The 17,456-nt window shown below is 39.7% G+C and carries 13 protein-coding genes and 1 other annotated feature; of the genes, 12 read left to right on the top strand and 1 reads right to left on the bottom strand.

Features of this window, described 5'->3' with window-relative positions:
• Nucleotides 1-385: 385 nt before the first annotated feature.
• The gene (locus tag C9J31_RS17165) at nt 386-2,353 is read left to right on the top strand and encodes a methyl-accepting chemotaxis protein (protein ID WP_107949928.1); all 1,968 of its coding nucleotides are present in this window, start codon (nt 386-388) and stop codon (nt 2,351-2,353) included.
• A gap of 100 nt (nt 2,354-2,453) precedes the next feature.
• Here the strand turns inward: C9J31_RS17165 and rnhC are convergent, their stop codons facing one another.
• Complete coding sequence (gene rnhC / locus C9J31_RS17160) at nt 2,454-3,383, bottom strand: ribonuclease HIII (protein ID WP_107949930.1); 930 nt, start codon at nt 3,381-3,383, stop codon at nt 2,454-2,456.
• Between the two features lie 136 nt (nt 3,384-3,519).
• Between rnhC and zapA the strand changes: the two genes are divergently transcribed.
• The 11 genes from zapA (at nt 3,520) to C9J31_RS17105 (ending at nt 17,343) form a co-directional block, all read left to right on the top strand.
• Nucleotides 3,520-3,780: a cell division protein ZapA gene (gene zapA / locus C9J31_RS17155; protein ID WP_054767279.1), complete on the top strand. Its 261-nt coding sequence runs from the start codon at nt 3,520-3,522 to the stop codon at nt 3,778-3,780.
• Between the two features lie 5 nt (nt 3,781-3,785).
• Complete coding sequence (locus tag C9J31_RS17150; RefSeq protein WP_107949932.1) at nt 3,786-4,331, top strand: CvpA family protein; 546 nt, start codon at nt 3,786-3,788, stop codon at nt 4,329-4,331.
• A 254-nt stretch (nt 4,332-4,585) separates the two neighbouring features.
• Nucleotides 4,586-6,295 (top strand): DNA polymerase/3'-5' exonuclease PolX, encoded by a 1,710-nt coding sequence (gene polX, locus C9J31_RS17145; RefSeq protein WP_107949934.1) that lies wholly within the window; start codon nt 4,586-4,588, stop codon nt 6,293-6,295.
• A gap of 18 nt (nt 6,296-6,313) precedes the next feature.
• Nucleotides 6,314-8,680 (top strand): endonuclease MutS2, encoded by a 2,367-nt coding sequence (locus tag C9J31_RS17140; protein ID WP_107923439.1) that lies wholly within the window; start codon nt 6,314-6,316, stop codon nt 8,678-8,680.
• A 176-nt stretch (nt 8,681-8,856) separates the two neighbouring features.
• Nucleotides 8,857-9,270, top strand: coding sequence for a DUF350 domain-containing protein (locus C9J31_RS17135; protein ID WP_010860124.1), 414 nt, complete (start codon nt 8,857-8,859; stop codon nt 9,268-9,270).
• Between the two features lie 652 nt (nt 9,271-9,922).
• Nucleotides 9,923-11,614 (top strand): AMP-binding protein, encoded by a 1,692-nt coding sequence (locus C9J31_RS17130; RefSeq protein ID WP_107923440.1) that lies wholly within the window; start codon nt 9,923-9,925, stop codon nt 11,612-11,614.
• A 298-nt stretch (nt 11,615-11,912) separates the two neighbouring features.
• Nucleotides 11,913-12,494, top strand: a complete 582-nt coding sequence (locus C9J31_RS17125) for a fatty acid metabolism transcriptional regulator FadR (protein WP_054767282.1) — start codon at nt 11,913-11,915, stop codon at nt 12,492-12,494.
• Nucleotides 12,495-12,507: 13 nt separating this feature from the next.
• Nucleotides 12,508-13,281, top strand: coding sequence for an enoyl-CoA hydratase (locus tag C9J31_RS17120; RefSeq protein WP_107949936.1), 774 nt, complete (start codon nt 12,508-12,510; stop codon nt 13,279-13,281).
• Nucleotides 13,282-13,390: 109 nt separating this feature from the next.
• Complete coding sequence (locus C9J31_RS17115) at nt 13,391-14,164, top strand: electron transfer flavoprotein subunit beta/FixA family protein (RefSeq protein WP_107949938.1); 774 nt, start codon at nt 13,391-13,393, stop codon at nt 14,162-14,164.
• Between the two features lie 379 nt (nt 14,165-14,543).
• Nucleotides 14,544-15,521, top strand: coding sequence for an electron transfer flavoprotein subunit alpha/FixB family protein (locus tag C9J31_RS17110; protein WP_107923442.1), 978 nt, complete (start codon nt 14,544-14,546; stop codon nt 15,519-15,521).
• Between the two features lie 181 nt (nt 15,522-15,702).
• Nucleotides 15,703-15,935, top strand: a binding site (T-box leader).
• Between the two features lie 58 nt (nt 15,936-15,993).
• Nucleotides 15,994-17,343, top strand: a complete 1,350-nt coding sequence (locus tag C9J31_RS17105; protein ID WP_054767284.1) for an amino acid permease — start codon at nt 15,994-15,996, stop codon at nt 17,341-17,343.
• Nucleotides 17,344-17,456: the final 113 nt, after the last annotated feature.

Here is a 17,456-nt window from a genome sequence, read left to right as displayed (position 1 = left end):
AAAATAATTGTTCATATCACTAGGTATATGCCACTACAGACGGAAGCTATCTGCGGTTAAGCACCGAGCCGCTTCGGGGCAACAAGTGTCTTTATGTGCGAAAGCGAAGCGTCAGCACAGAATGTTGGTCACAAAGGCGTTGTCACAGGACGTGACGCTTATAGCCTTCGTTCCATAAAAGCGTATTCTAGGGGCTTGGTTTGCTCGTTTTTTCCACTGGAGTCGCGCTTTACGCTCCTACCAAAAATATTCGAAATTTATTCAAATCACTATTCTATTTTTAGCTTTTAATAATATTTAGAAATAACAAAAAATAAATCAAACGTATTTATTGTGTGTATAGTAGAAACTGGATAGAAATTTTTAGTAAGAGGAGATAAGCATTGTGAAAAATCATCGAAAACGAGGAACCTTATCCGTGCGTGCTCGATTAATATGGGCATTTACATTGACGCTTTTAATTCCAAGTTTTGCAATTGGAACATTGTCATACATGAAGGCGGCCAATCAATATCAAGCAGAATTGAGTAAGAACTCACGCGAAAATGTAGATTTATTAAATTCATTAATTTCAGAAGAAATAGCACCCATCCTTGATGATGCCGAATATTTGGCTGCTTATTTTAATAAGGACTGGCAAGATGCCGAGCTTTTAAAGGAAATAGAAAAATATAATGCGCTACATAGCAGTGTTTCCGTTGTCAATTTAGCAATGGAAGGGCACAAATTTTTACGCTCTCCATATGCCGAATCTGACCCGGACTATAATCCCTTTACGAGACCTTGGTATGTAAAGGCGATAGAGTTGCCAGGCAAGAGTGTTATGGTTGATCCATATCAATCAACTATTACAGGAGAATTAATATTATCAGTTTCAGCAGGTTTACAGGACGGTTCAGGGGTTATTTCGATTGGGCTGAATTTAGAGGGAATTTCTGAGCTTGTAAATACGGTGAAGATTGGTAAAAACGGCTATGCTTCATTAGTGAACGCCAACAATGTTAGTATTGCGGATCCTTTCTCAGAAGTGGGGACGGCGCTTAAAGATTCTTATGTAGAAAAGATGGAAGGCAAGAATGAAGGCCAATTTAATATAGAGGAAGATGGCAAGGAGTACCAAGTATTCTTTGTAACGAATAAACTAACAGGTTGGAAAATTATCGGCACCATGGATATGGCAGATGTATCAGCTGTCACAGCACCTATCTTCACCACAACTTTGCTAGTAATTGCGATTGCTTTAGTCATCTGTGGCGTAATTGGTGCCTTTATCATCAGTTCGATTACACGCCCACTGAAACAGCTGGCTACTGTCGCTGAGCAGGTAGGTGATGGAGATTTACGTAATTTTATCGAAATGAACACTAATGATGAGTATGGCAAATTGGCTAGTATCTTTAATAAAATGATTAGCTCCTTACGTGAGGTTGTTCGTGACGTTAGTGAAAAATCAACCCTGCTAACTTCATCGTCGGAACAGCTTACAATAAGCACAGACGAAAATAAGCGGGCCACTACGCAAATTGTCGAGTCAATCCAGGTGTTTGCAGGAACTGTTGATTCTCAAGCCGAAATCATCCATAAAAGTTCAAATGCTGTTCGAGAAATGTCTTCATCGATTCAAAACATTTCACACAAGGCAGATACCGTCAATGTAATGTCGAACAAATCGATGGAAGCAGTGGTTGTAGGAAATCAGACTATTCAAACAGCTATTGAGCAGATGCAAATCATTCAACAAACGGTTCACGCGCTTGAAGACACTGTTCAAACATTAGGTACTCGTTCACAGGAAATTGGCCATATTGTTGAAGCGATAACGCAAATTGCTGACCAAACAAACTTATTGGCATTGAATGCAGCGATAGAAGCTGCACGAGCAGGAGAGCACGGCAAAGGTTTTGCAGTCGTTGCCGATGAGGTAAGAAAGTTAGCTGAACAGTCTGCCCAGTCAACACTGCAAATTAAAGATATCATTACTTATATTCAAAAGGATACGAAGCTAGCGGTCGAGTCGATGGCCATTGGAACAGCAGAGGTTGTAAAAGGCATCGAAGTGACGACAATTGCAGGGCAGTCGTTTGGAGAAATTCGTAGTAATGTGCAACAAGTGACAAAAGAAGTTGGAGAAATTTCACAAGCAGCGAAGGTGATTTCACTTCACTCTGACGAAGTGGCGAACGGAATTGAAATTGTGTTAGAACGTACAAATGAAAACGTAGCAAGTGCACAAAACATTTCCGCCGCAACAGAGGAACAGCTTGCCACGATGGAAGAAATCGCATCCTCAGCTGAAGCACTAGCTGAAATGTCAGATAATCTTCAGCAATCGATTCAGCAATTTAAATATTAAAGATAAACAAGGGTGTCTACAGTGATGTGACACCCTTGTTTTTCTATCTAAGATGTTAGAAGGGGAGAACGCATGAATTATCTTCTAAACGAAGTAAATTTTATTTGATTTTTCGAGCCTTCTCAGTATTGGCGAAGTGCCATTTAGTGATGGAGCGTAAAAATTCTTCACCTTGTCCACGCCAAATTCGCGCGGCTAATGCATCGACCTTTGCAGAGGCCCCCTTCAACAGTTCTATACCTGCAAGTTCACTTAGTCGATCCATTTCTTTTAAGAAAGCTGCGCGTGCTAAGATGGAAGCCGTTGCTACTGACACATGAAGCTGCTCGGCTTTGGTAGATAACAATACATTTTCACGCACAATATCCTTTTCGCTCTTTAAATAATTGTAGTAAACCCCACGCTCTGCAAACTGGTCAATAAGAATATGCATAGGCTTTTCTGGGGCCATTTTAGACAGTGTATGCCCTAGTGCTTTATTGTGCATCATGGCTTTCATTTTACCCTGTGAGTAGCCTTTTGCTTGTAACGCGTTATATTTTTCATTGCGTAATATAAGTACACTATGGATACATGCTGCACGTAAATCTGGTGCAATTCGTCGCATATAGTCATCTGTTAGCATTTTTGAATCCTTGACGCCTAGCTCGTTCACTAATTCGATTTTTGAAGCAGGCACATAAACCGCCGCAACTGTAATTGGGCCAAAATAATCGCCAGTACCTGTTTCATCCGAACCTAAAACAGACATCGAGGCAAAACCATCTGGAAGCACGTCGCCCTTTGCGCCAATAGAGGATGATTTGGGTGAACTCGCTGTTTGGGCGCTACCACCCCAACGTGCTGCTTCTCGATCTGCACCGCTTCCTTGAAACATTAATTTCCCTGATTTATATAAAGTTATTGCTGTATCAGGTAGTTTGGCAGCAAATACCACACCAGGTGCTTTACGCTCCACAAAATTGCTTGCGTAATAAGTTATCACCTCTTTTTGCATATTTGTTGAAATTAAAAGTACAATATTTGACATTTTATAGTTCCTTTCTGTCCTCGTTGTTCACAATTTTATACCTTTCATGGTATGATAATAAATAGCTTTTTTGTGTGGACGTTGCTCACTACTGAATAAAATCGTGAGCAAAAAGATTTTATTGGAGGGTGCGACTATGGAAAATCAAGAAAAGAACAAAATTTCTGTGGAAATATATGGTCATACATATAAAATGGTCGGCTCTGAATCTATTGGACATATGCGACTTGTCGCTTCGATTGTTGATGACCGTATGCGCGAAATGAATTTACATAATCCCTCACTTGATAGCGCAAAGCTTGCCGTCCTTACAGCAGTGAATACGGTGCACGATTATTTACTCTTAAAAGAGCAAATGGAATTACTAGAAGAAGAATTGAAAAAATTAAAGGGTTGAAGTGAATGCTAGATTTAATTATATTATTAGTGTTATTGGTTGGACTCATTGTTGGGGCAAAACGTGGCTTTATCGTTCAAATGATGCATATTGTCAGTTTTGTAGTTGCCCTAATTGTTGCGTATATCTATTATAAGCCATTAGCGCAAAAATTTGTGTTTTGGGTGCCATATCCAGGTGTAACGGATTCAGGAAGTCTTGGCGTAGTTATTGATAGCTTAGATTTAGACCGCACGTTTTACCGTGTAGTTGCGTTTGCAGTCATTTTCTTTGCGGTGAAAATTTCGTTACAAATTGTGGCATCGATATTTGATTTTATTGCCTACTTACCTGTTTTAGGAACATTGAATCGCTGGCTTGGTGCGCTTTTTGGCATCATTGAAAATTATTTAATTATGTTTATTGTGCTGTATATACTGGCATTGTTGCCAATTGACATGGTTCAAAATCTAATGTCTAAATCTTTTTTATCCGGGCTCATATTGGAGCATACACCGATTATCACGAAGATGTTCCAAAACTGGTGGTATATTTATCTCCATTCATCATAAGAATTGACCGCTATCTTTATTGATTGGCTGTTAATGTCCTTAAGTATTTTTGGAGAGTTACTCTTAAAATGAAATCGCAGTTATTAGGCGTAATGATGTTCTGTGAGAAAGTAGTATAGCCACGAAGCATCTGCGTCAACTATTTTTTGTACCGAAAGCAAAGCTCAGTGATCACTGTGTTTTGATAGGCAATAGCAAACTATGCACTTCTCTCGGACTTGAGGGAAGTGTTTTTACGATAGGAGGAATTCCCGATGAACAAAAAAACAATTATTCGTACACTTGAAAAAATTGCTTTATATATGGAATTACAAGGTGAAAATCCTTTCAAGGTCTCTGCCTTTCGTAAAGCAGCGGCGGCACTTGAAGCGGACGAGCGTTCATTAAGCGAAATGGAGGATGTCACGAAACTAAAAGGCATCGGTAAAGGCACAGCTGCCGTTATTGAGGATCTTATCGCAACAGGCGAATCGAGCCTCTTAAAAGAATTAGAAGACATCGTGCCGAAAGGATTACTGCCATTATTGAAGCTGCCAGGTTTAGGTGGCAAAAAAATTGCCAAGCTTCATCAAGAGCTAGGGATCGATTCAGCAGAGAGTTTAAAGATTGCTTGTGAGGCTTGCGAAGTACGTGAACTAGCAGGTTTTGCAGCAAAAACAGAAGAAAAGATTTTAAAAGAGCTTGCGAATTTTGCAAATCGTTCGGAGCGCTTGCCGATTTGGCAATTAGAGCCTGTCGTTTTACAAATCGAAGCACTTCTCGGTAGTATGGAAGAAGTGGAAGGTTTTTCAGTTGCTGGGAGCTTCCGTCGTGCATCAGAAACAAGTAAAGATATCGATTTTATCGTTGTAACAGAGACAGTCGAGGTTGTACGTGAAAAATTACTGAATGAACTTTTAATACAAGAGGTAGTGGCTGCAGGTGATACGAAAATTTCTGTTGTATTAGATTTTGAGGAGCCGATTAGTGTTGATTTTCGTTTGGTGAAAGATACAGAGTATGCAACAGCCTTGCATCATTTTACAGGCTCAAAAGACCATAATGTGCGTATGCGTCAAATTGCAAAGGCACGTGGTGAGAAAATAAGCGAGTACGGTGTAGAACAAGCTGATGGTTCTGTGCTGACATTTCCCGACGAAAGTGCATTCTTTGCTCATTTTGATTTACCTTTCATCCCACCTAGCTTACGTGCAGGGACAACAGAGTTTGACCGTACAGCAGAAATTGCGGATTTAGTAATGCTTGACGACATTGTGGCGGATTTGCATATGCATACGACATGGTCGGATGGAGCGTACTCTGTTGCCGAAATGGGTGAAGCTTTACTTACGCGTGGTTATCAATATAGCGTTATTACCGATCACTCACAGTATTTAAAGGTGGCAAATGGTTTAACACCTGAACGATTAATGAAGCAACGCTTAGAAATTGAAGCATTTAACGAAGCGCATCCAGACTTTTATTTATATGCCGGAACAGAGATGGATATTTTACCAGATGGTTCGTTAGATTTTGAAGACAACGTACTGAAAGAGTTGGATTTTGTGATTGCCTCCATACACTCTAGTTTCACACAATCACAAGATAAAATCATGGCTAGGTTACACACAGCGATGCAAAATCCGTATGTTCATATGATTGCTCATCCTACTGGCCGCATTATTGAAGACCGAGCTGGCTATCATCCAGATATGGTACAGTTAATTGCGTGGGCTAAGGAATATGGTAAAATTTTAGAGTTAAATGCGAATCCATATCGTCTCGATTTATGTGTCGAGCATTTAGAAATTGCGGTAGCAGCAGGTGTACCTATAGCAATAAATACCGATGCACATGATATCAATCATTTACGTTTTATGGATATCGGCGTGCGCTATGCAAACAAAGCATGGTTGAAAAAAGATATGATTGTCAATACATGGACGCGTGAACAATTTGAAGCGTTCATTCGACGAAATAAATAGGTTGAGGAGGTGTTCTCAGTGATCGCACAACGCGCATTGAAAACACTAGAATATGATAAAGTGCGTCAGCAAGTGGCAACACACTGTACATCATCCATTGGCAAATCAGCCATTGATGAGCTTGTGCCACAAACGGACTTTGAAAAAGTCGTGCAATTATTAGAAGAAATGGATGAAGGTTTATCCATTTTACGAGTTAAAGGTAATGTGCCAATGGGCGGCATTTTCGATGTGCGCCCTGCGGCAAGACGTGCACAAATAGGTGGCATGTTGTCAGCGATGGAATTAATGGAAGTTTCAAGTACGATTCGAGCAAGCCGTATTCTTCGCAATTTTATCGAGGATTTACAGGCGGATGAAATGATAGAAATTCCACACTTCGTTGACAAGAAGGACGCAATGCCAGTCCTAACAGGCTTGCAACATGAAATAAATAACTGCATTGATGACAATGGCACAGTATTGGATTCCGCCAGTCAAACATTACGTACCATACGTCAATCACTCCGTTCAGAGGAGGCTAAAGTACGTTCAAAGCTAGAAAGCCTTACACGTGGTAGCAATGCCACTAAAATGCTTTCTGATGCACTTGTGACGATTCGAAATGATCGCTATGTAATTCCTGTCAAGCAGGAATACCGTCATCATTATGGTGGCATTGTGCACGACCAATCGTCTTCTGGTCAAACACTCTTCATCGAGCCTGATTCGGTTGTGCAAGCGAATAACGAAATTCATCGTCTCAAAATGAAAGAGCAGGTAGAAATTGAACGCATTTTACTTGCACTAAGTGCGATGGTGGAGGAAGTTGCACCAGATTTATTTAATTTAGTTAGAATTCTAGGTGAAATCGACGTTATTTTAGCAAAAGGTAAATATGGTCAAGCAAACAAATGTACGATGCCGAAAATGAACAAGGAAGGCTATATCCGACTTGTGCGAGCACGTCACCCACTACTACCAAGTGAAATAGCTGTCGCAAACGACATTGAGTTTGGTAAAGACATTACAGCTATTGTCATTACAGGGCCTAATACAGGTGGTAAAACCGTAACTTTAAAAACAGTTGGTCTATGTACATTAATGGCACAGGCAGGTTTACCTGTCCCAGCATTAGATGGGTCAGAACTTGCGGTGTTTGAGCAACTCTTTGCAGATATTGGAGACGAACAGTCGATTGAGCAATCACTTTCCACTTTCTCATCTCATATGGTGAACATCGTCGACATCTTGCAAAAATTTGACCACGCATCACTTGTTCTCTTCGATGAATTAGGTGCAGGGACTGATCCACAAGAAGGGGCAGCCCTTGCCATTTCAATATTAGATGAAGTACATGGTCGCGGAGCGCGTGTAATGGCTACAACGCATTATCCTGAATTAAAAGCGTATGGCTATAATCGTCCAGGTGTTGCCAATGCAAGTGTAGAATTCGATATTGAAACACTGAGCCCGACTTATCGTTTGCTTATAGGGGTCCCCGGTCGCTCGAATGCCTTTGAAATTTCAAGTAGACTTGGATTACCTGAAGCCATTATTAATCGTGCGAAAAGCTTCACAGGTACTGACCGCCATGAGGTAGAATCAATGATTGCCTCACTTGAAGAGACGCGACGCCAATCAGAGGATGATGCAGAACGCTCTCACGATTTACTTTTAGAGTCAGAATCCTTACGAAAAGAGCTTGAGGATAAGCTACAAGCCTACGAAGAACGTAAAGAAGCACTCGACAAAAAAGCGAAGGAAAAAGCGCGCAAAATTGTCGATGAAGCGAAACGAGAGGCCGAAACCATCATTGCGGAGCTTCGAGAAATGCGTAAAAATGCTAATCAGGTTGTGAAAGAGCATGAGCTTATTGAAGCGCGTAAACGCTTGGAGGAAGCGATACCACTCGAAAACAATAAAGTGCTAAAAAAAGCAGCACAAGTAAAGGCTCGTGCGCAAAACTTAGTTGTCGGGGACGAGGTAAAGGTGTTAAGCTATGGTCAACGAGGTACTTTAATAGAAAAAGTATCAAATACTGAGTGGATTGTACAATTGGGCATTTTGAAGATGAAAATTGCAGACAGTGACCTTGAATACATTAAACCTGAGAAAGAACCCATGCATCGGGTTACGGGCGTGAAGAATCGCGATAGCCATGTGAAATTAGAATTAGATTTACGAGGTGAGCGCTTTGAAGATGCAATTATGCGCACTGAAAAATACATTGATGATGCACTACTTGCCAACTATGGGCGCGTATCCATTATTCACGGTGTAGGTACAGGTGCTTTGCGTCAAGGCATTCAAAGCTACTTGAAAAAGCATAAACGCGTGAAATCCTTCCGCTTCGGTGAGGCAGGGGAAGGTGGCTTTGGTGTTACAGTCGTAGAATTGAAGTAGATAAGTAAAGTGTATTCGTACTTGTCTATGCTTAACGTCTTGCTATTGTATAGACAAAACGCTGGCGTGCACAAAGCACTCCATATAACTGTATGGCAAACGTAGAGAAGAGACAGATAGCCACGTTTAACACATAGTACGAGGTACGAATAACTGAGGTAAAGGGGACGGAGAAAATGCTAAATTCTAGCTTTTGGCGATATCCAATTATCGAAACGGCAGGATATTTTAGTGTTGTTGTTTTATGTTTAGTCGTCTCGATGGCATTGTTCGAAGTCGTTACGAAATATAAAAATTGGGAAGAAATAAAAAATGGGAATGTTGCAGTGGCGCTAGCAACGGGCGGGAAAATATTGGGGATTTGTAATATTTTTCGGTACTCGATTGCACGTCATAGTACATTGAGTGAAATGATTGGTTGGGGACTTTTTGGTTTTACATTACTAATTGTGGCATATTTCTTATTTGAATTTATGACACCTCGTTTTAATGTAGATCAGGAAATTGCCAATGATAATCGCTCGGTTGGCTTCATTTCTTTCACCATTTCAGTCGGTCTATCGTTCGTTATTGGGGCAAGTATTGCATAGGAGTGTAATGAGATGGAAAAATTAGCGAAAGTATTAATCGTTGTCTGCATCGCATTTTTGGCAGTCGGTGTCTACTATATGCTGACAGTTTAAATTGAAAAACGCATCCTCTTTCTGAGGACGCGTTTTTTTGTATATAGGGCTTGGCGCCACCCGGGAAGTAGTAAGTATCACTCAGGTGAAGCTCGTTAGCGCTCGGGTAGTTGCAAGTATCGCTCGGGTAGTCGCAAGCAACGCTCAGGTGAAGCCCCGAATCGTCGGGGAGTCACAAGTACCGCTTAGGTAAAACCTGTTACCACTTAGGTTTCACTTTACAGTGCACAGACACCACATCGAAACAACAGCAATATCACAAAATTCTATCAAACTCCAATAATATTCTCTCAATTAGATAATGCCCTCGCTTAAAAAATTGTTTTTCGAATATAGAAATATTAGCCACCACATTTGCATGAAAAAAGAAAGAATGAATGAGTATTCATAAGGGGAATCAACATATAACCCTTTATGTCGCAGTCATAATAATGTTGTAAAATGCATAATAATTAATCGAAAATACATTTATTTTCTATTTTGTGTTTGAAAGTGTATTCCTTTTTCATTATAATTAAAATAAGAGTTTACAAAGTTTGGGACAAAGGGGAGAGGACGTATGACAACAAAACCATGGCTAGCAAATTATCCTGAAGAAGTACCATCGTCTTTAACGTTTGAGGAAATTCCTGTGCAAGAGTTTTTGACACGTGCCTATCAAAAGAATCCATCTAAAGTCGCGATTCATTTTATGGGTAAGGATTTGACGTACACCGAGCTATACGAGTCTGCACTTAGGTTCGCAAACTATTTACAATCACTTGGAGTGGAAAAAGGAGATCGTGTGGCGATTATGCTACCAAATACACCGCAAAGTGTCATTGCCTACTATGGCGCAATGTATGCGGGCGCAGTTGTTGTACAGACAAATCCACTTTATACTGAACGAGAGTTACAATATCAAATGGCTGATTCTGGTGCAAAGGTTATTTTAGTAATGGATATATTGTATCCACGCGTGATGAAAATCATGAAAGAAACAGCGCTTGAAAATGTCATCGTTACAGCGATTAAAGACTACTTACCATTCCCGAAAAACTTAGTGTATCCTTTTATTCAAAAGAAGCAGTACGGCTTTAGTGTAAAAGTTGAGCATAGCGGACAAAATCATTTGTTTACAGAGATTATGCGTTCTGCACCAGTAAAAATGATTGATCTCCCGTTTGATTTTGAAGAAGATTTAGCATTATTGCAATATACAGGGGGGACGACTGGTTTTCCGAAAGGTGTAATGCTAACTCACAAAAATTTAATTGCAAATACGACAATGTGTGATGCATGGATGTATAAATGTGTGCATGGTGAAGAGACGATTATGGGGGTGCTTCCATTTTTCCATGTATACGGAATGACAACTGTGATGTTATTATCTGTCTTCACGCAAAATAGAATGGTGTTGTTACCGAAGTTTGACGCGGAAACAGCCTTGAAAACGATTGATAAGCAAAAACCAACGTTATTCCCAGGTGCACCAACATTATATATTGGCTTATTAAATCATCCAGATATTGCGAAGTATAATTTATCGTCCATTAAGGCGTGTTTGAGTGGCTCCGCTTCATTACCTGTAGAGGTTCAAGAGCGCTTTGAAGAAGTTACAGGGGGCAAACTGGTAGAGGGATATGGTTTAACAGAAACTTCACCTGTTACGCATGCAACACCAATTTGGAGTAAACGCGTGATTGGTTCAGTTGGCTTACCTTGGCCAAATACCGATTCAGTCATTCTTCGTACCGGAGATATCGAACAACTACCGGTTGGTGAGGTTGGCGAAATCGCTGTGAAAGGGCCACAAGTGATGAAGGGCTATTGGAATCGTCCTGAAGATACGGCGGCGACCTTTGCGGATGGTTGGTTCTTAACTGGCGATCTTGGTTATATGGATAAAGATGGGTTCTTCTATGTTGTTGATCGTAAGAAAGATTTAATTATTGCAGGTGGCTTTAATATTTATCCACGAGAAGTCGAAGAAGTATTATACGAACGTGAAGAAATTCAGGAATGTGTGGTAGCAGGTATTCCAGATCCATACCGTGGCGAAACGGTAAAAGCTTATATTGTTTTTAAAGAAGGATTTTCGATGACTGAGGACGAATTAAATAAATATTGTCGTCAACATCTAGCTGCCTTTAAAGTTCCACGCTTTTATGAGTTCAGAGATGAACTACCGAAGACGGCGGTCGGCAAAATATTACGACGTACATTAGTGGAAGAAGAAAAAACGAAAATGACGACTAAAGAAGCAAAATAACTACGTGATAAAGTATTGACAAGCGGGAATGTAGAATATAATATGAAAATATGAATGAATGACCATTCATATTTTCATATTTTTTATTTTTCAATCTCACACTGCTTCCTCAAAGTGTTTTGTTACTCTGTTGAAAGTACACGATTTTTCATCTTGAGTTCTTCATTCATTGAGGGCAACAATATGGTCGGATTCGCAGACAGTTTTTTACTAGTAAGCTACAGCCATGTGGTAACAATCATTGTTGCTGATAGGAAAGTAGGCAAGCGTGGGTATGTTTTTAGGTGGTGATATAAGAGTGAAACGAGATAAGCCTAAATATAAGCAAATTGTTGATGCAGCTGTCATCGTTATTGCAGAAAATGGGTATCACCAAGCGCAAGTATCGAAGATTGCTAAACAGGCAGGGGTGGCCGACGGAACAATCTATTTATATTTTAAAAATAAAGAAGATATATTAATTTCTGTCTTTAATGAAAAAATGGCTGTTTTTGTAGAGTCATTACAAGATATAATAGAAAATGGAAGTACGTCGAAAGACAAGCTTTCTCGAATGATTGAAAATCATTTTAATGTTCTAGCGACAGATCGATACCTAGCAACGGTCACACAATTAGAACTTCGACAATCAAACAAGGATTTGCGATTAAAGATCAACGCAGTATTAAGAGAGTATTTACAATTGCTTGATCAAATTTTAGTTGAAGGCATGCTATCAGGTGAGTTCAATCAAACGATGGATGTACGCTTGGCACGTCAAATGGTGTTTGGAACAATTGATGAAACCATAACGTCGTGGGTTATGAATGACTATCGATACGATTTGATAGAACAGGTTCCAAAGGTTCAGGCATTAATCTTGAACGGCATTAAAGCGTAAAGGATGTGGAGAAATGGAATTTCTAAGTTGGAAAGTTGAAGATGGTGTAGCGATTATTACGATTACTCGCCCACCAGCAAATGCATTATCTCGCGGAATCATTGCAGAAGTAAATGCTGTATTAGACGCTGTAGAAAACGATGACACTGTACGTGTTCTTGTGCTTCATGGTGAGGGTCGTTTCTTCTCAGCGGGTGCAGACATTAAGGAGTTTACAGCGGTTGAATCGGGTGCAGAGTTCACTAAGCTAGCAAGTAATGGGCAACAAGTATTTGAACGTGTTGAAACATTTTCGAAGCCAGTTATTGCAGCGATTCACGGTGCAGCACTCGGCGGTGGACTTGAATTAGCAATGAGTTGCCATATGCGCTTTGTGACAGAAACTGCGAAATTAGGGTTACCTGAACTACAACTAGGCCTTATTCCTGGATTTGGTGGCACACAACGTCTTCCACGATATGTAGGTGTTGCGAAAGCCGCAGAAATGATGTTTACAAGTGAACCTATTTCAGGTTCAGAAGCTGTGCAATGGGGCTTAGCAAACCGTGCATTTACCGATGATGCTTTACTTGAAGAAACACTGAAGGTTGCAAAGAAAATTGCGAAGAAGAGTCCGGTTGCCCTAAAAGCAGCTATTCAAGCATTGCAATACGCAAAGCCGGCTTCATTCTATGAAGGCATTGCGGTAGAAGCAGAATCTTTTGGTACAGTATTTGTAACTGAAGATGCTAAAGAAGGTATTCAAGCATTTATCGAAAAACGTGAGCCTGTGTTTACTGGCAAATAATATTCCATCAGTGTCGAAAACAAATGACAAAGGGGTTATTGACACTGAAAATATATAATATTTACAAGTTTACTTAGAAATTAAAAAACGTTTCAGGAGGTATGGATTTATGAACATTTTTGCATTAATTAAACGTACTTTTGATACAGAAGAAAAAATCGTTGTTTCTGGTGGGAAAATCCAAGAGGATGGCGCTGAATTTATCATCAATCCTTATGACGAATACGCAATTGAAGAAGCAATCCAAGTGCGTGACGCTGCAGGCGGTAAAGTAACGGTAGTTACAATAGGTGGCGAGGATGCAGAAAAACAATTACGTACTGCTCTAGCAATGGGTGCTGACGAAGCGGTCCTTATTAATACAGAAGATGATTTAGACGAATTAGATCAAAATGCAGCAGCTTACCTTTTAGCTGAGTATTTAAAAGATAAAGATGCTGACCTTATTTTAACAGGTAATGTTGCTATTGATGGTGGCTCGGGTCAAGTAGGGCCGCGCGTGGCTGATTTATTGGGCATCAACTATGTAACAACAATTACGAACCTAGAAATCGATGGCACATCTGCAAAAATCGTGCGTGATATCGAAGGAGATTCAGAAGTAATTGAGACATCTTTACCACTTTTAGTAACAGCTCAACAAGGTTTAAACGAGCCACGTTACCCGTCTTTACCAGGTATCATGAAAGCGAAAAAGAAACCGCTTGCAGAACTTGAGTTAGATGATTTAGATATCGATGAAGATGATGTAGAAGTCAAAGTAGAAACAGTAGACATTTATTTACCAGCTCAAAAAGCAGCAGGTCGAATTCTTGAAGGCGAACTTTCTGCACAAGTAAAAGAGCTAGTAAATCTACTTCATACAGAGGCAAAAGTAGTTTAAATCATTTTTATCTTCATTTGGAAAATGTATTGTGGCACAATGGATAACCAAAACTACAGTAGACTCCTAGCACTATTGGGGGCAAGATAAATACCACTGAGGTTCCTTTTTCAGTGGATATCTGAACACCAAATGAATGAAGATAAAACCTCGGGTGAATGTAGCGGATTTGAAAGGACATCAATGGAAGAAGTTAGCCGAAAGACATCGTTTGTTAGCGACAATGGCTAATAATCTACAATGGTAACCTGTGGCTTTAGCACAATGACCGTCGGCCATCGTGCCATCCTAAGTACACTTCACATATCCGGACGAAAAAAGGCCGAGGTGTAAATGATGATGTAAATCGAATCTTAAAGGGTAACGGAGGGAATATACTATGTCAAAAAAAGTATTAGTATTAGGTGAAGTTCGTGAAGGAAGTTTACGTAACGTATCTTTCGAGGCAATTGCAGCAGCTAAACAAATCGCTGATGGCGGCGAGGTTGTTGGTGTTCTTTTAGGGGATGCTGTAGCAAATCTTACAGGTCCATTATTCGAGTATGGTGCTGATCGTGTCGTAACTGTGGAGCATCCACATTTAAAACAATATACATCAGACGGCTTTGGTCAGGCTTTGCTAGCTGTAATCGAACAAGAAAATCCAACTGGAATTGTCTTTGGTCATACAGCTAATGGTAAAGATTTATCACCAAAAATCGCAAGTAAATTGAAAGCAGGTCTTGTATCTGATGTAACATCAATTGAAGGTGCAGGGGATGATGTAGTATTCATCCGCCCAATCTACTCTGGTAAAGCTTTTGAAAAAGTAAAAGTTAAAGACGGAGTTGTTTTAGCATCTGTTCGTCCAAACAATATCGCACCTTTAGAAAAAGAAGCGGGTAAATCTGGTGATGTGTCTGCAGTATCTGTAGAAATTACCAACCTACGCACAATTATTAAAGAAGTTGTTCGTAAATCTTCGGAAGGTGTCGATCTTTCAGAAGCAAAAGTAGTTGTTGCTGGTGGGCGCGGTGTGAAATCTGAAGAAGGTTTCGAGCCATTAAAAGAATTAGCAGATTTACTTGGTGGTGCAGTTGGTGCTTCACGTGGCGCATGTGATGCTGAATACTGTGACTATTCACTACAAATTGGTCAAACTGGTAAAGTTGTAACACCCGACCTTTACATTGCAGCAGGTATTTCTGGAGCAATTCAACACTTAGCGGGTATGTCGAATTCAAAAGTAATCGTAGCGATTAATAAAGACCCAGAGGCAAATATCTTTAAAATTGCGGATTATGGGATTGTAGGCGACCTATTCGAAGTAGTACCGCTTCTAATTGAAGAGTTCAAAGCGTTAAAAGTGAACGCATAAATAATAGATTTATATGTCACGCAGGGAGGATAATCTTCCCTGCTTTTTTGTAATAGATTTTTAGCAAATATGTATGTAGGCCGTTTCACTTTTGAAAGTTATTGCAAAATAAAATATTGACAGAGTGCATAATAGACCGTATAGTGATGGATAATAATTAAATTTTTCAATAATAATGTTTTGAAACGCAAAGATTAGGAGTAGTAAAAGCTCATTATTTGGTGAAGAGAGCTGCGGGGTGGTGCAACGCAGTCCAATAAGACTTTGAACTTGCCTAGGAGTGGTAAGATAAATGGAATTGACAGATTATTCTATTTGTTTGACGATTAACCTTCGTTACAAGGTTTTTAAGTAGGGTTCGAAAAGAACCAATTAGAGTGGTACCGCGGTTTGCTATGGCATATCGTCTCTTCTTTCATTTGATAATGAAGGAACAGACGATATGCCTTTTTTGATTTTAGGAGGTAAGAAAATGGAAAAAGTCAACCAGAAATTACAGAGAACAATGACCTCACGGCACATTACGATGATGGCTTTAGGTGGTGCCATTGGTGCCGGGTTATTTAAAGGGAGCAGTGCAGCTATAGATATGGCGGGGCCATCAGTGCTTTTAGCGTACTTAATAGGTGGTATTATTCTATTATTTGTTATGCAAGGTTTAGCAGAAATGGCTGTTCGAAATAATGAAGCCAGAACATTTAGAGATTTAGTACAAACAATTTTAGGAAAGTATCCAGCGTATTTTCTAGATTGGATTTATTGGAAGATGTGGGTGTTAAATATAGCGGCGGAATCTGTAGTTGCGGCTATTTTTATTCAATATTGGTTACCCCATTATCCCATTTGGATCCTTGCATTATCGGTATCAGTGTTAGTTACAGCCATTAACTTATTATCGGTTAAAGTTTTTGCAGAAACAGAATATTGGCTGGCGTTAATTAAAATTACCGTTATTGTGGTGTTTATCATAGCGGGATTAGTTTTGTTACTAGTTACTTTTGGCAATCATACAGCTGTTGGATTTTCTAATTTAACGGAGCACGGTGGTTTCTTCCCAAATGGATCAACGGGCTTAATTGCTGCCATGCTTGTCGTTATTTATTCTTATGGTGGTACTGAAATTATTGGTATTACTCTAGCTGAAACGAAAAATCCTGAAAAAGTAGTGCCAAAAGCTGTGCGTAGTACATTAGTACGTATTGTCACTTTCTATTTACTGCCTTTCTTTATTATCGTTAGCTTAATTCCTTGGAATGAAGTAAATGGAGTGCCAGAAAGTCCGTTTGTGATGGTGTTTAACATGATTGGTATTCCTGGTGCAGACCATATTATGAACGCAGTCGTTTTACTTGCAATTATTTCATCAATGAACTCGGGGCTTTATGGTTCCTCACGCGTGCTATATACACAAGCAGTGGATGGACGTATTCCTAAAATATTTGCACATTTATCGAAAAGAAAAGTGCCAGTATATGCTATATTGATGTGTACTGTAGCTTTATACATGGGTGTAATCATTTCTTTATTTGCAGGTAGTAAAACCTTTGATTTTCTAATGGGCTCCCTTGGATATACGGTGTTATTTATTTGGTTAATCATTGCCATTGCGCACCTGAAGTCGCGTCAAAAACAAGCCGAAAAAACAAGTGCCTACGCGGTAAAATGGTTCCCTTATACAACGTGGATTGCAATTATTGCGCTAAGTGCCATTCTGATTGGCATTATTTTTACAACATCTATTATCGTCACAGGTATTACATTAGCCATTTATATCTTTATTACCTTAACGTATGTGTATAAAGGTCGTTTTCAAGAAAATTAGGCTGAATCGATTATCAATATAATGTCTTTTTCGACTCTTTTATCCTTGTTTTTCATAAATTATGCAATCTAAGCAGATTGTTCGCTCCAGCGAATTTATCCATGCTATACTAC

The sequence above is a fragment of the Lysinibacillus parviboronicapiens genome, assembly GCF_003049605.2.
In the GTDB taxonomy this organism is placed as follows: Bacteria; Bacillota; Bacilli; order Bacillales_A; family Planococcaceae; genus Lysinibacillus; species Lysinibacillus parviboronicapiens.
The sequence above is the reverse complement of the archived record's forward strand: the minus strand, read 5'-3'. Positions and strand labels throughout refer to the sequence as shown.